The organism is Actinomycetospora aurantiaca (genome assembly GCF_037401875.1).
GTDB classification, from domain to species: Bacteria; Actinomycetota; Actinomycetes; order Mycobacteriales; family Pseudonocardiaceae; genus Actinomycetospora; species Actinomycetospora aurantiaca.
In genome coordinates this window covers 467,364-480,539 of record NZ_JBBEGN010000002.1, presented here as the reverse complement: position 1 = coordinate 480,539, position 13,176 = coordinate 467,364, and the positions used below count along the sequence as shown (strand labels likewise).

Here is a 13,176-nt window from a genome sequence, read left to right as displayed (position 1 = left end):
TCATGACGTGTCATGGCCGAACTGCTGTCCGACGACGCCGTCTCGCAGGCCCTCGCCGACCTCCCGGGCTGGGACCGGGACGGCGACTCGATCGTCCGCACCGCGGAGCTGCCGGGCTTCCCGGCCGCGATCTCCGTGGTCGACGAGGTCGCCGCGGCGGCCGAGGCCGCGAACCACCACCCGGACATCGACATCCGGTACAACACGCTGACGTTCCGCCTGTCGACCCACTCCGAGGGTGGTCTGACGGCGAAGGACCCCGACCTCGCCGGCCGGATCTCGGCGGCGATCGACCGGCACTCCTGAGCGCGCTGCGCTCGGGCCCCTTCCTCGCGGTCCTCGCCGCGACCGTCGCGGCGTTCGGCGGGTACGCGCTGCTGCTGCCGGTCCTGCCCCTGTGGGCGGCCGCGGGCGGCTCGGGGCCGGGGCTCGCCGGGTCGGTCACGGGCGTGTTCATGGCCGCGACCGTCGTCTCCCAGCTCGGCGTGCCGGCCCTGCTGCGCGCGGTCGGGCACCGGGCGGCCCTCGCCCTCGGCGCCCTCGCGCTCGGACTCCCGGCCGCGCTGCTGCCGCTGAGCCCCGACCTGGTCCTGACGATGCCGGTCGCGGTCGTGCGCGGGATCGGCTTCGGCATCCTCACCGTCACCGGCGCCGCCCTGGTCTCCGACCTGGTGCCCGCCCGCATCCGCGGCCGCGCCACCGGGGTCTACGGCATCGCGATCGGGCTCCCGCAGCTCGTCCTGCTCACCGGCGGGGTCTGGGCGTGGTCACGGCTCGGGCCGGCGCCCGTGCTGCTCGCCGGGGCGGCCCTCCCGCTGCTCGCGCTGCCCGCGATGACGCTGCTGCCGCGGCGGGTGGTGCCGGCAAGCCTGGACCCCGCGCCGGAGCCGGTCCCGGAGCCCGCCCCGGACGGTACGAACGGGTCGTTCGTCACGGAAGAAGGTGACGAACGGCCCGTTCGTACCGAACCGGCAGGGCTCCGCGCGCGCAGTGCCGCCGGGCCGTGGCTGGTCATGCTGGTGTGCGCCGCGAGCGCGGGCGGGGTCATCACGGTGCTGCCGCTGGCCGGCGCCCCGGGAGTGGCCGCGGTGGCGCTGTTCGCGCTGACGATCGCCCAGCTGGTGGGGCGGGCCGGGTCCGGCGAGCTCGGCGACCGGTTCGGGCTCGCCGGCCGAGTTACGGGGCCGGCGCTGGCGGTGACGGCGGTCGGCGCGGGGACCGCGGCGTGGGGGCTGGAGGGTGGCGCGACGCCGGCCGTCGTGCTCGGCGCCGCCCTGATCGGCCTCGGGTTCGGTGCCGTCCAGAACGACACCCTGGTCACGCTCTTCGACCGCGCCGGCCCCGGACGGTCCGGTACGGCGAGCAGCGTCTGGAACACCGCCTACGACGCCGGGACCGGGGTGGGCGCGACGGCGCTGTCGGCCGTGCTGGGTGTCGCGGGCGCCCCGTGGTCGTTCGCGGTCGCGGCGCTGGGATGCGTGCTCGCGCTCGGAGCAGCACCGTGGCGGGGAGTAGGCAGCACTCGGACGTCGGGGTGAACCCGCGGCGTGTCCCCGTCGGGCCGTAATGGCGCGCGGTCGGGCACCGACTCCCTGGTCGTCGGGAGCGGCGAGGGGAGGCGGACGTGCGGCGGTTCCTGCTCGCCGTCGCCTGCGGCGCCCTCGCGATGATGCTCCTCGCGCACGTGGCGACGGTGCTCACGCGCGTCCCGGAGGGCCTGGCCGACGAGGTCGCGGCCACCCCGCAGACTCCCGCCGTCGAGGGCCCCGCGGCGCCGGTCCCGCTCGCGCCGTTGGCGGTCGTCGGGCCCGCGCCCGCGCCGGTGCCGCCGACGGCTTCCTCCGCCGCCGCGGTGCCGCCGCCGACCGTCCGCGCGGTGCCCCGGGAGGACCCGGCGACCCGCACCGGGACGCCCGACGCCGAGCCGAGCCCCGACCCGTCGTCGGGAACGGGCCCTGCCCCGACGACGGCGCCCGCACCGCGGAGCGCGCCGGCGGCTCCGGCCCCCGCCACGCGGGAGCCGGCGCCGCTGGCGAGGGTGTGCCTGCAGCTCGTCGGCGGGGTGTGCGTGCAGGTCGGCTGAGGTCAGCCCGCGGGAGCCGGGGCCCGGTCCGCCGCGGGTGCGGTGCGGACGGCGGCGAGGCAGTCGTCGAGCAGGGCCAGCAACGCGGCGTCGCGGGCGGCACCGTCCAGGCCGGCCGCCCGAGCAGCGACCAGCAGGTGCGCGCAGGCGTGGTTGACCGGGCCGACGTGCAGCAGGGTCGAGATGCGGCCCCCGGAGCCGTCACCGGGGTCGGACCCCGCCGCGCGGCGGGCGGCGGCCCGGGCGTAGGCGGCCTCAACCCGGCGCTCCAGGCGCAGGAAGAAGCGGTTCAGCGGGTCGAGCGCGAGCCCCGCCCGCGCGATGGCCGCGAGGACCAGCGGGCGCACCGGCCCGTCGTGGTCGCGGCCCGCGCCGACGAGGTCGACCGCGCGGAGGGCGAGCGCCTGGCGGACGTCGTGCGAGACCGCGTCGTTCACCTGCCAGGCGAGGGCGGCCACGGCCGGGTGGGTGCACTGCGGACGGTCGGTGAAGCGTTCGCCGGCGAGCACGGAGACGTACTCCATGACGCAGCTCCCCGACCGGGCGTCGCGATGGGCGCCGGCCTCCAGGATCGGGAGCCCCTCGGGTGTGGCGGACGTCGGCTGCGTGGTCGGCATGGCTGCCCCCTGAAGAACGCTGCGCGCGGAACAAGGGACGAGAGTAGACCGCCGGAGCCCCGATCGGGACCCCTGGCGATCAGCCCACGGAGCGAGTGGTAACGGAGCTCAGGCCCCGGGGCTCATCACCTCGGTCGCGGTCAGCGCCGCGAGCACGGTCCGCACGGTCGGGCTGACGAGCCGCACGATGTCCTGGTCGATCCCCGGCGGCACGTGCCGGCCGGACGCGATCGCCCGCGCGCGCTCGCTCGCGGCGGGCAGGTCGAGCGGGTGCAGGGCGCGGACCCGCCGTCCGTGGTGGAGCAGCACGGTCACCATCGCGGTGTCCTCGTCCGGGTCGGCCCCGTCGAGGACCTGCCGGACCACGCTCCGGTCGTGGTGCAGCGCCCCGGTCTCGTGCACGCGCAGCGCGGAGCCGAACACCGGCATGGCGAGGTAGCCGAACACGCGGCGCGGCTCCCGGTGGGCCAGGCCGCGCTCGACGAGCCGGTCCATCGTCCGGCGGATCATCTGGGCCCCGCGCGGACCGGTGACGGCGTGCCCGAGGTCGCTCTTGCGGCCGCCCGGGCGCACCAGCCCGTCCGCGACCCAGCACAGCAGCGGGTCGGTCGGCTCGACGGGGCCGTACCGGTAGGACGACCCGGCGTCGAGCACGGACGCGTCCAGCAGGAGCTCCACGATCGCGGCGGCGACGAGCAGCCCGGCCGGCTCGGTGAGGCTGGAGACGGGCCGGCCGTCCTCGTTGCCGAGGACCCAGGCGATGCGCTCGGGCAGAGTCAGTTCCCGGGTGGGGGCCGACCATCGTTCGGAACGCACGTCGGACAGCGTAGGCACACGACCCCGCTCGACCTCACCCGGTCGGGCGCCGCGATCGACCGCTCATCTCACCGTTCGTCGTCGTTCCACCCGGTCGACCGGTCACCGCACGGGGTCCGCCACCCGTCCGCGCCGCGCCCGGCGACACGCCGAGTCAGAGGCCGAGGGCCCGGACCGCGGCCGCAGCGGCCGCCGGGACGGCCGGGACGTTGCGCTGCGCGGCCGGGTCCGTCGGTTCGGTGTAGACGGCGAGCAGGACCGGCGACCTGCCGGGAGGCCACGTCATCGCCACGTCGTTGACCTCCCCGCCGTCGCCGCTGCCCGTCTTGTCCCCGGTGCGCCAGCCGGCCGGCAGCCCCGCACGGACGCGCTGCCCGCCGGTGGTGTTCGCGACGAGCCAGTCGGTCAGCTGCGCCCGCCCGGCGTCGTCGAGCCCCGTCCCCAGCGTGCAGGCCTGCAGCGTCCGGGCCATCTGCCGCGGGGTGGAGGTGTCGAGGGTGCCGGAGCGGACGTTCAGCTCCGGCTCGGTCCGGTCGAAGCTCGAGACGCCGTCCCCGATCGAGCGCACGTACGCCTCGACCGCCTTCGGACCGCCGAGCCGGCGCAGCAGCAGGTTCTCCGCGGCGTTGTCCGAGACCGTGATCGCCGCGGCGCAGAGGTCCCGGACCGTCATCTCCCGGGCGCGCGAGGTCGTCGGCGAGTTCCGTACCAGGTCCGCGGCCGAGTACCGGACGACCTCGTCGAGCGGCACCCTCGCGGCCAGGATCGCGGCGGCCGTCGGCATCTTCGACGTCGAGCACAGGAGGAAGCGCTCGTCCGCGCGGTGCCCGACCGTCCGGCCGGTCGCGGTGTCCAGCGCGAAGACCCCCAGCCGGCCACCGAACCCGGCCTCGATCGGCGCGAAGGGATCCTCGTTCCCGACGGCGGGTGGGGCCGGGGTGGGCGCGGGCGTGCATCCCGCCGCGAGAGCGGCCGCGCCGAGCGCGAGGACCCGTCGTCGGGAAGGAGGCATGGCTGCGACCTCACCAGGCCCGGACGTGTGACCGCCCGCACACCAGGAATCGGTTGCACACAACCTGGGTTCCGACCGGCATGAGCACCGCTGACAAGGCCCGGGACCTGCAGGCACTGCACGCCGCCCCGGAGCTGCTGCGCGTCGTCAACGTCTGGGACGCCATCACCGCGAAGGTGGTCTCCGAGATCCCCGGTACGAAGGCCCTCGCCACCGCCAGCCACGGCATCGCGGCCTCGCGGGGGTACGAGGACGGCGAGAACATCCCCCGCGACGAGATGATCGCCGAGGTCGGGCTGATCGCCCGCCAGACCTCCCTGCCGGTCTCCGCCGACCTCGAGGGCGGGTACGGCGACCCGGGCGGCACGATCGCCCGGGCGATCGGCGTCGGGATCGTCGGGGCGAACCTCGAGGACCAGATGAAGCCGCTGGCCGAGTCGGTCAGGGCCGTGGAGGCCGCCGTCGCCGCTGCGCAGGCCGAGGGCGTCGACTTCGTCCTGAACGCGCGCACGGACGCGTTCGTCAAGGCCGGCGACCGCGACCCCGCCGAGGTGCTGAAGGACGCGATCGAGCGCGGCCGCGCCTACCTGGACGCCGGCGCCTCGAACTTCTTCGTCCCCGGCAAGCTCGACGAGGCGCAGTGGACCGAGCTGGTCGGCGCCCTCGGGGAGCGCAAGGTCAACATGATCGGCATCCCCGGGTCGATCTCCCAGGAAGCGGCGCAGCGGATCGGGCTCGCCCGGATCTCGTTCGGCCCGTGGTCGCAGAACACCGCACTGACCGCTCTCGCGGAGCTCGCCGAGCGCGCCTACGACGGCGGCGGGCTCGCCGAGGGCGTGCGCAAGCTGAATTAGCACCTCACACGGTGTGAGGACCTACGGTCCGCGCCGTGGACGAGCGGACGTGGTCGGTCGGAGAGCTGGCGGCGGCCTCGGGCCTGTCGGTGCGGGTGCTGCGGCACTGGGACGAGGTCGGGATCGTCTCGCCGGGCCGCACCGCGAGCGGGCACCGGCGCTACGGGCCCGAGGCCGTCACCCGTCTCTACCGTGCGCTCGCCCTGCGGCGGACGGGCCTCGGGCTCGAGGCGATCCGGGTGGCCCTCGACGAGCAGGCCGGCGACTCCACGACGGTGCTGCGGGACCACCTGGACCGGCTCGAGGCCGAGATCGCCCGGTCGTCGCGGCTGCGGGACCTGCTCCGGTCCGCGCTCGACGGCGACTCGTCGCTCATGGCGGTCATCTCCGCGATGACGATGGTGGACGGGTACGTCCACGGCTACCGCGCCGAGGAGGGTGCGCGCCTCGCCGACCAGGCCGACGCCCTCGAGCACTTGCTGCACCACGACACGGCCTTCGCCGCCGGGAGCCACGTCCTCGAGGTCGGCTGCGGCGTCGGCGCCCAGACCGCCGTCATCGCCCGCCGCAGCCCGGGCGCCCGGATCACCGCGATCGACGTCTCCGCCGACTCCCTGGCGCGGGCCCGACGGCGGGTGCGCGACCGGCGGGTGACGTTCCGCCGGCTCGACGTCCGGGCCCTTCCCGACGCCGCGCTCGGCCCGGTGGACCACGTCGTCGTCTGCTTCGTGCTCGAGCACCTGTCCGACCCGCCGGAGGTCCTGCGGGGACTCCGGAAGGCGTTGCGCCCCGGCGGCACGATCACCGTCATCGAGGGGGACCACTCCACCACCGCCTTCACCCCGGACAGCGCAGCCGCCCGGGCGGCGATCGAGTGCCAGGTGGTCCTCCAGCGCCAGGCGGGTGGCGACGCGATGATCGGCGGCCGGCTCGCCGACCTGCTCACGGAGGCGGGGTTCGCCGACGTGGCCACCTCGCCCCGGGAGGTCCTGGTCGGCGACGGCGGGTCCGCGGACGCGTTCGTGCTGCGCACGTTCACGGCGATGATCGAGGGCGTGCGGGCGCCTGCCGTCGCCGCCGGTCTGACGACCGAGGAGGCGTTCGACGAGGGCCTCGCGGACCTCCGTCGGACCGCGGAGCCCGACGGGAGGTTCCGCTACGTCTTCACCCGGGCCACCGCGACGGCTTGAGTCGGCCGCGGGTTGACAGTGTGAGCCAATGTGAGCCACCGTGGCTCACATGGACCTGTCCCCCTTCGTCGACCGCCTGGCCGACGAACTCACGCTCGCCGCCGAGGCCGGCGGCGACGAGGCCCGGGCCGTGGCGGCGCGGTTGTCCTCGTCACTCGCCTCCTCCGTGCGCCTGGTGCTGCTCGAGGCGCTCGCCGAGGCCGCCGACGAGATCACGCGCGACCTCGCGCCCGGCTCGGTGGAGGTCCGCCTGCGCGGGCGGGAGCCGGGCTTCGTCGTGAACCCTCCCGCCTCCGAGCCACCCGTGGCACCAGCCGGAGCCAATGCGGAGCCGGAGGTCGAGAGCACCCTCGAGCTCGACGCCGGCCCGACCACCCGGATCAACCTCCGTCTGCCCGATGCGCTGAAGGCCCGGGTCGAGGAGGCCGCCGGCCGCGAGCACCTGTCCATCAACGCCTGGCTCGTCCGCGCCGTGTCCGGCGCCCTGGCCACCGGCACCGGCGATGCGGCCCGAGGTCGGGGCCGCCGCGGGCAGAGCTTCACCGGATGGGTCCGATGACCCGGGACCAGGAGGGCCCCATGACCCACTACGACACCCCCGGCCCCGTCGAGCTGGCCCTGACCGCGGTCTCGGCGGACCTGACCGTCCGCGCCTCCGACCGCGAGGACACCGTGGTGGTCGTGACCCCGAGCGACCTCGGGAACGACGACGACCTCGCCGCCGCCGAGCGCACCCGGGTCGACCTGACCGGCACCACCCTGATGATCACCGGCGCCCGACTGCTGCGTCGCTTCAGCCCGACGAGCGGGGGCGGCAGCATCGACGTCACCGTCGACCTCCCCGCCGGGTCCGCCGTGAAGGCCGAGGCCCAGGTCCTCGACGTCCGCACCACCGGCCGCCTCGGCGCGTGCCGGGTCAAGACGTCCGTCGGGGCCCTCGCCCTGGAGGTGGTCGAGGACGCCGAGCTGTCGACCACGGGGACGATGACGATCGGCCGCGTCGAGCACGACGCCACGCTCGTCGGCACCGGCCGCATCCAGGTGGGTCGGGTCGGTGGCCGGGTCGCCGTCACGAACAACAACGGTCCGACCGTGGTGGGCGGCGCCGGGGCGGTGGTCACCGCCCGGTCCGCGAACGGCGACATCACCGTCACCGATCCCGGCTCGGACGTCCAGGCCCGGACGGCCAACGGGGACGTCGTCGTCGACGGCATCACCCGCGGCGAGGTCGACGTCGAGACGAGCAACGGCCGCGTGGAGCTCGCGCTGCGCCGCGGCAGCGCCGCCCACCTCGACGTCTCCACCCGCTTCGGACGCATCGACAACCGGCTCGACGAGATCGCGGCGCCCGGCGACGCGGGTGAGACCGCCGCGGTTCGCGCCCGGACCTCGCTGGGCGACATCGTCCTGCGCCACGCGGACACCCCTGTCGAGGAGACCGCATGACCCCCGCCGTCCTCGTCCGCGGCCTGCGCAAGGCCTTCGACGACCACACCGTCCTGGAGTCGCTCGACCTGGAGATCCGGCGCGGCTCGGTGTTCGCGCTGCTCGGCCCGAACGGGGCGGGCAAGACGACCACCGTGCGCATCCTCGCGACGCAGCTCACCGCCGACGGCGGGGAGGTGCTCGTGGCCGGGCACGACCCGTCGTCGGAACCCGATGCCGTCCGCCGCGCGATCGGCGTGACGGGCCAGTTCGCCGCCGTCGACGACCTGTTCACCGGGCGCGAGAACCTGCAGCTCATGGCCGATCTCCACCACCTGGGCCGGCTCGGACGGGCCCGCGTGACGGAGCTGTTGCGCCGCTTCGACCTCGTCGACGCCGCGGACCGCCCCGCGTCGACCTACTCGGGCGGGATGCGACGCCGGCTCGACCTGGCGATGGGGCTGATGGGCCGACCGGAGATCCTGTTCCTCGACGAGCCGACGACCGGGCTCGACCCGCGGACCCGCCGTGGGCTGTGGGACCTGGTCCGCGAACTCGCCGCGGACGGGGTCACCGTCCTGCTGACCACCCAGTACCTCGAGGAGGCCGACCAGCTCGCCGAGCGCGTCGCCGTGCTCGACGGCGGGCGGATCGTCGCCGAGGGCACGCCCGAGGAGCTCAAGCGGCTCGTCGGCGGCGGGCACGTGCGGCTGCGCTTCGCCGATCCCGACGACGTGGCCCGGGCGGGATCCGTCCTCCCCGCCGCGGTGGCCGACCCCGCGACGCTCACCGTCCGCGTCCCCGGCGAGGGCTTCGGCGCCGTCCGCGAGGTGGTCGACCTCCTCGAGACGGCCGGCCTCGTCGCGGTCGACCTGTCGGTCCACACGCCCGATCTCGACGACGTCTTCCTCACCCTGACCGGGAAGGTCACGTCATGACCGCCGCCACCGCGCCCGTCGCCGACGTCTGGACGATGTCGCGCCGACAGCTCCGCCGGATCCGCCGCTACCCCTCCCTCACCGTGATGCTCGTCGGGCTCCCGGTGGTCTTCCTCCTGCTCTTCGTGTTCGTGCTCGGCGGGACGCTGTCGGGCGGGCTGGGCGGGTCGTCCTACGTCGACTACGTGGTGCCCGGTGTGCTCGCCATGACGGTCGCGAGCGTGGTGCAGGGCCCGATCATCTCCGTGGCCCAGGACATGAGCGAGGGCATCATCGCCCGGTTCCGCACCATGGCGATCTTCCGTCCGTCGGTGCTCGCCGGGCACGTCCTGGGCGGACTGCTGCAGGCCGTGCTGGGCGTCGTCGTGGTGCTCGGGGTCTCGGTGGCGATCGGGTTCCGCCCCGACGCCGGGCTCGCGGGCTGGGCGGGCGTCCTCGGCCTGGTCGTCGCGTTCGGCGCCGTCCTGACTTGGTTGGCCGTGGCGATGGGGCTGGCGGCCGACTCCGTGGAGACGGCGTCGAACGTCGGGCTGCCGCTCACGCTGCTGCCGTTCCTGGGGTCCGGCTTCGTCCCGACCGACTCCATGCCCGGCCCGCTGCGCGTGTTCGCCGAGTACCAGCCCTTCACCCCGGTCACCGAGACGCTCCGCGGGTTCCTGCTCGCCGCGCCGGTGCCGCCGTCGACGTGGCTCCTCGCCCTCGGGTGGTGCGCGCTGATCGGCGTCGGCGGCTACCTCTGGGCGCGCCGGGGGTACGAGCGGCGCTCCTGACCGCCTCCCGGTGCCAGCAATGCGTCACTGCGTGCACCCAGCGACAGGAGAGACGGCACCGTCGCGTCGGTAGATACATCGCCCGATCTCGGCCAGAGCTCGGCCGCCGAGCGAGACGGGTCGACCTCGGCGTGACTGTCGGGGGGTCGCGCTATCCTTCGAACATGAGTTCGGACGGTGGTGGGGACGCGGTCAGCGACGAGCTGACCGCGCTGCTCACCCGCCTCTCCGAACTCGCCGACACCGCCACCGACCCGGCGTGCGGGATCACCGACACGGCGCGGATCGACCGGATCGCGCTGCTCGAACAGGCCCGCGCCGCGCTGGCGGCCGCCCAGCACACCGAGATGGTCGCCTTCGCCAAAGCCCACGTGGAGGCCCAGGCCGACCTGGTCGCCGTCCACGAACTCGACCCCCGCGACCTCGGCAAGGGCATCGCCGACCAGATCGCCCTGGCCTGCCACGTCTCCCCGACAGTGGGCTCTCGGCGGTTGGGGGTCGCGCAGGCGTTGGCCGACGACCTGCCGTGCACGCGGGCGTTGTTGGTGGCGGGTCGGGTGTCGGAGCGGGTCGCGGAGCTGGTGGTGTCCTGGACCAGCCACCTCGACCCCGAACACCGCCGACACGTCGACCAGCAGGTCACCGAGGCGGGGATCGAGGCGCAGAGCCGATTCCAGGCCGAGGCGACCATCAAGCGGCTCGCGTACGAGGCGGACCCGGCCGGGTTCACCGACCGCGGGCGGACCGCCCGCAAACAGCGGCGGGTCACGCTGGGCCCCGCGCCGGACACCATGAGCGTGCTGTCCGGGCTGCTGCCGGTCGAGCAGGGCGTCGCGTGCATCACCGCGCTGCGCCGCCACGCCGACACGTTGATCGCCGGTGGGGACGCCGACGGGCGCAGCCGGGATCAGATCGTCGCGGACACCCTGGTCGAGCGGGTCACCGGGCAGACCTTCGCCGAGGACGTCAACGTCGAGGTCGGGATCGTGCTGCCCCTCGACGCCCTGACCGACCCCGACAGCCCCACCACCGGCGAGGTCGTCGGGTATGGGCCGCTACCCAGTGGGATCGTCGCGGACCTGCTCAACACCACCCAGGGAAAGAAGTGGTGGCGGCGGCTGTTCAGCCACCCCCGCTCCGGGCGCCTCGTCGGCGGCGACCCCACCCGCCGGTTGTTCGACGGGTTCCTGGCCGCCCTGATCCACTACCGCGACCACGGCCGCTGCCGCGACCCGTACTGCGGCGCCCCCGCGAGACACACCGACCACATCCGCGGCAAGACCGCCGGCGGGCCGACCAGCCTCGGCAACGGCCGCCGGACCTGTGTGCGCGGCAACCAGGTCAAGGAACTCCCCGGCTGGTCCACCGACCTCATCGACGACGGCCTCGGCGAGCACCCCCACGAAGTCCGGACCACCACCCCCACCGGACACACCTACACCAGCCGCGACGGACCATGAGCCGCCGCAGCACGCCACGCCCGGACGCCGGCCAGTGCCGCGTCCCGCACCGCAGCGGGCGCGGCCGATCCGGCGATCGAGGCGTGCGCGATCCCCGCGAGCTCGTCGTCGGACAGGCCGAGGTCTCGGGCGATCTCGTACTCGCGCGCGAGCGTGGTCGAGAAGAGCAGCGTGTCGTCGGCGTTCATGGAGCAGGGCACCCCGGCGCGCACGAGTGCGGGCAACGGGTGCTCGGCGGCCGACGGCGCGACGCCGAGCGCGACGTTCGAGCTCACCCCCACGTCGAGCGTGATCCCGCGGCCCGCCAGCTCGCGGACCAGCTCCGGGTCCTCGACCGCCCGGACGCCGTGCATCAGCCGGTCGGGCCGCAGCACGCGCAGGTCCTCCCGGATCGACTCCGGGCCGCACAGCTCCCCGGCGTGCGGCACGACCAGCAGGCCGGCGTCACGGGCGATCGCGGCCGCCCGGGCGAACGGCGCGACCGGGGCGGTCTCGTCCCCGGCGACCCCGAGCCCGGTCACCCCGCGGTCGGCCCACGCCGCCGCCAGCAGCGCCATCCGGTCCGGGTCGGCGGCGTCGCGCTCCCGGTCGATCCCGACGACGACCCCGGCCGCGGGCCCCGCCGTCGTGACCGCGTCGCAGACGATCTCCATCGTCGCCTCGTCCGAGCCGGTGAGCGCCCGGTGCCGCCCCGACGGGGAGATGCTCACCTCGGTCCACACCGCCCCGTCGGCCGCCGAGTCCTCCACGAGCTCGACGACGAGCCGGTGCAGGTCCTCGGGACTGCGCAGCACCCCCTTCGTCGCGCGGTAGGCGGCGACGAACCCGTCCCACGACTCAAACCGCGGCGGGAAGGCGAGGTCGCCGCCGAGCTCGGCGTACGTCGACGGGCGGATCGAACCCATGAGGTGGACGTGCAGGTGGGCCTTGGGCAGGGCACCCAGGTCGCCGCTCACAGCGGCTGCAGGAACTCGAGCCGGTTGCCGAACGGGTCGTGCGCGTAGAAGCGGCGGAAACCCGGGAAGTCGCTGTCCCACGCCACGTCCTGACCCGTCGTCGCCACCCGTCGCGCCGCCTCGGCGATGTCGTCCACCACGAGGCCCGGGTGGGCCTTCCGCGCGGGGGCGAACGGCTCCTCCACCCCCAGGTGCAGCTCCACGCCGCCGCCCCGGAACCACGCCCCGCCGCGGGCGGCGAGCACCGGCGGCTTGTCGACCTCGGTCATCCCGAGCGCCCCGACGAAGAACGCCCGGGCCTCCTCCTCCCGACCGGCCGGCATCGCGAGCTGCACGTGGTGGATCGCCGCGAACACCTGGTCAGTATCGGGTCCTGGCCTCCTGGAGGCCCGGACCGTCCAGCCGGTCCAGCCCGGCCACGCGACCGTTGAGCGCCAGGAGCATTCCCGACGACGGGCCGCGCAGCTCGGGCCCCTCCCCCGCGGTCCACGTGCCGTCGGTCGCGACCAGCCGCAGACCCGCGAAGCGCCTCGCCGCACCGACGAACGGCGCCGACCAGGTGTGGGCCAGGCACGGCTCGGCCCGTGCCGCCGGGGCGTCCACGGCCCGCCCGAGCGGGATCGCGAGGTCCTGGCGGTGCACGAGCAGGTCGTTCAGCGGGTCGAGCGCGCCGGCCAGTGGGAAGCGGCGGTCGTCGTGGGCCATGGCGCGGAGCTGCGCGATCAGCTCGGCCGGGGTGTACCGGCGGGCGCGCTCGACGGCGTCGGACCGGTTGATCGCGTCGTAGTCCCCGCGCGCCGGGATCATGCGGAGGAGGGTCCGGACGAGCGGCTGGCCGGTCGACAGCGTCAGGTGCGCGACGACGTCGTGGACGGTCCAGCCCGCGCACAACGACGGGGTCGTCCACTCCTCGTCGGTCAGGTCCTCCAGCTGGTCGGCCAGGTCGAGCCGTTCCGCCGCCACGTCCTCGGGCATCGCCGCGCGCATCATGCGGGTAGGACCCGCCCCGACGTCAGGAATCATCGGGGAATGAGCACCCCACCTGAGTTGTTGCT

16 protein-coding genes are annotated in these 13,176 nt (G+C 75.1%); 10 read left to right on the top strand and 6 right to left on the bottom strand.

The annotated features are described in order from the left end of the window. Positions 1-12: 12 nt before the first annotated feature. The 3 genes from WCD74_RS06920 to WCD74_RS06910 all read left to right on the top strand — a co-directional run bounded on the left by WCD74_RS06920 (position 13) and on the right by WCD74_RS06910 (position 2,083). Positions 13-306 (top strand): 4a-hydroxytetrahydrobiopterin dehydratase, encoded by a 294-nt coding sequence (locus tag WCD74_RS06920; RefSeq protein WP_337694269.1) that lies wholly within the window; start codon positions 13-15, stop codon positions 304-306. Beyond that, the gene (locus WCD74_RS06915; RefSeq protein ID WP_337694268.1) at positions 303-1,538 is read left to right on the top strand and encodes an MFS transporter; all 1,236 of its coding nucleotides are present in this window, start codon (positions 303-305) and stop codon (positions 1,536-1,538) included. The genes WCD74_RS06920 and WCD74_RS06915 overlap by 4 nt, the downstream gene beginning before the upstream one ends. 86 nt (positions 1,539-1,624) lie before the next feature. Next, positions 1,625-2,083, top strand: a complete 459-nt coding sequence (locus WCD74_RS06910; RefSeq protein ID WP_337694091.1) for a hypothetical protein — start codon at positions 1,625-1,627, stop codon at positions 2,081-2,083. Positions 2,084-2,085: 2 nt separating this feature from the next. Here the strand turns inward: WCD74_RS06910 and WCD74_RS06905 are convergent, their stop codons facing one another. The 3 genes from WCD74_RS06905 to bla form a co-directional block, all read right to left on the bottom strand. Next, complete coding sequence (locus WCD74_RS06905; protein WP_337694090.1) at positions 2,086-2,700, bottom strand: hypothetical protein; 615 nt, start codon at positions 2,698-2,700, stop codon at positions 2,086-2,088. Between the two features lie 108 nt (positions 2,701-2,808). Beyond that, positions 2,809-3,516: a GPP34 family phosphoprotein gene (locus WCD74_RS06900; RefSeq protein ID WP_337694089.1), complete on the bottom strand. Its 708-nt coding sequence runs from the start codon at positions 3,514-3,516 to the stop codon at positions 2,809-2,811. A 154-nt stretch (positions 3,517-3,670) separates the two neighbouring features. Further along, complete coding sequence (gene bla / locus WCD74_RS06895; protein WP_337694088.1) at positions 3,671-4,528, bottom strand: class A beta-lactamase; 858 nt, start codon at positions 4,526-4,528, stop codon at positions 3,671-3,673. Between the two features lie 80 nt (positions 4,529-4,608). On the opposite strand from bla, the gene WCD74_RS06890 reads away from it, so the two are divergent. The 7 genes from WCD74_RS06890 (at position 4,609) to WCD74_RS06860 (ending at position 11,165) form a co-directional block, all read left to right on the top strand. Further along, positions 4,609-5,382, top strand: coding sequence for an isocitrate lyase/PEP mutase family protein (locus WCD74_RS06890; RefSeq protein ID WP_337694087.1), 774 nt, complete (start codon positions 4,609-4,611; stop codon positions 5,380-5,382). Between the two features lie 35 nt (positions 5,383-5,417). Then, a complete protein-coding gene (locus WCD74_RS06885; protein ID WP_337694086.1) occupies positions 5,418-6,572 on the top strand; it encodes a methyltransferase in 1,155 nt (384 codons plus the stop codon). A 49-nt stretch (positions 6,573-6,621) separates the two neighbouring features. Then, positions 6,622-7,131 (top strand): toxin-antitoxin system HicB family antitoxin, encoded by a 510-nt coding sequence (locus WCD74_RS06880; RefSeq protein WP_337694085.1) that lies wholly within the window; start codon positions 6,622-6,624, stop codon positions 7,129-7,131. Positions 7,132-7,151: 20 nt separating this feature from the next. Beyond that, entirely contained in the window at positions 7,152-8,018 is an 867-nt protein-coding gene (locus tag WCD74_RS06875) for a DUF4097 family beta strand repeat-containing protein (protein WP_337694084.1), read from the top strand. Next, positions 8,015-8,935: an ATP-binding cassette domain-containing protein gene (locus tag WCD74_RS06870; RefSeq protein ID WP_337694083.1), complete on the top strand. Its 921-nt coding sequence runs from the start codon at positions 8,015-8,017 to the stop codon at positions 8,933-8,935. The genes WCD74_RS06875 and WCD74_RS06870 overlap by 4 nt, the downstream gene beginning before the upstream one ends. Then, positions 8,932-9,705 carry an ABC transporter permease gene (locus tag WCD74_RS06865; protein WP_337694082.1) on the top strand — a complete coding sequence of 258 codons (774 nt, stop codon included), beginning with the start codon at positions 8,932-8,934 and terminating at the stop codon, positions 9,703-9,705. The genes WCD74_RS06870 and WCD74_RS06865 overlap by 4 nt, the downstream gene beginning before the upstream one ends. Positions 9,706-9,869: 164 nt before the next feature. Next, a complete protein-coding gene (locus WCD74_RS06860; protein ID WP_337694081.1) occupies positions 9,870-11,165 on the top strand; it encodes a DUF222 domain-containing protein in 1,296 nt (431 codons plus the stop codon). Here the strand turns inward: WCD74_RS06860 and WCD74_RS06855 are convergent. Genes WCD74_RS06855 through WCD74_RS06845 form a run of 3 tightly spaced genes read right to left on the bottom strand, consistent with a single transcriptional unit; the run spans position 11,141 to position 13,096 of the window. Continuing rightward, complete coding sequence (locus WCD74_RS06855; protein WP_337694080.1) at positions 11,141-12,121, bottom strand: adenosine deaminase family protein; 981 nt, start codon at positions 12,119-12,121, stop codon at positions 11,141-11,143. The genes WCD74_RS06860 and WCD74_RS06855 overlap by 25 nt on opposite strands. Further along, the gene (locus WCD74_RS06850) at positions 12,118-12,477 is read right to left on the bottom strand and encodes a VOC family protein (RefSeq protein ID WP_337694079.1); all 360 of its coding nucleotides are present in this window, start codon (positions 12,475-12,477) and stop codon (positions 12,118-12,120) included. Before WCD74_RS06850 ends, WCD74_RS06855 begins: the two co-directional genes overlap by 4 nt. 4 nt (positions 12,478-12,481) lie before the next feature. Beyond that, positions 12,482-13,096 (bottom strand): maleylpyruvate isomerase family mycothiol-dependent enzyme, encoded by a 615-nt coding sequence (locus tag WCD74_RS06845; RefSeq protein WP_337694078.1) that lies wholly within the window; start codon positions 13,094-13,096, stop codon positions 12,482-12,484. Between the last annotated feature and the right edge of the window lie 80 nt (positions 13,097-13,176).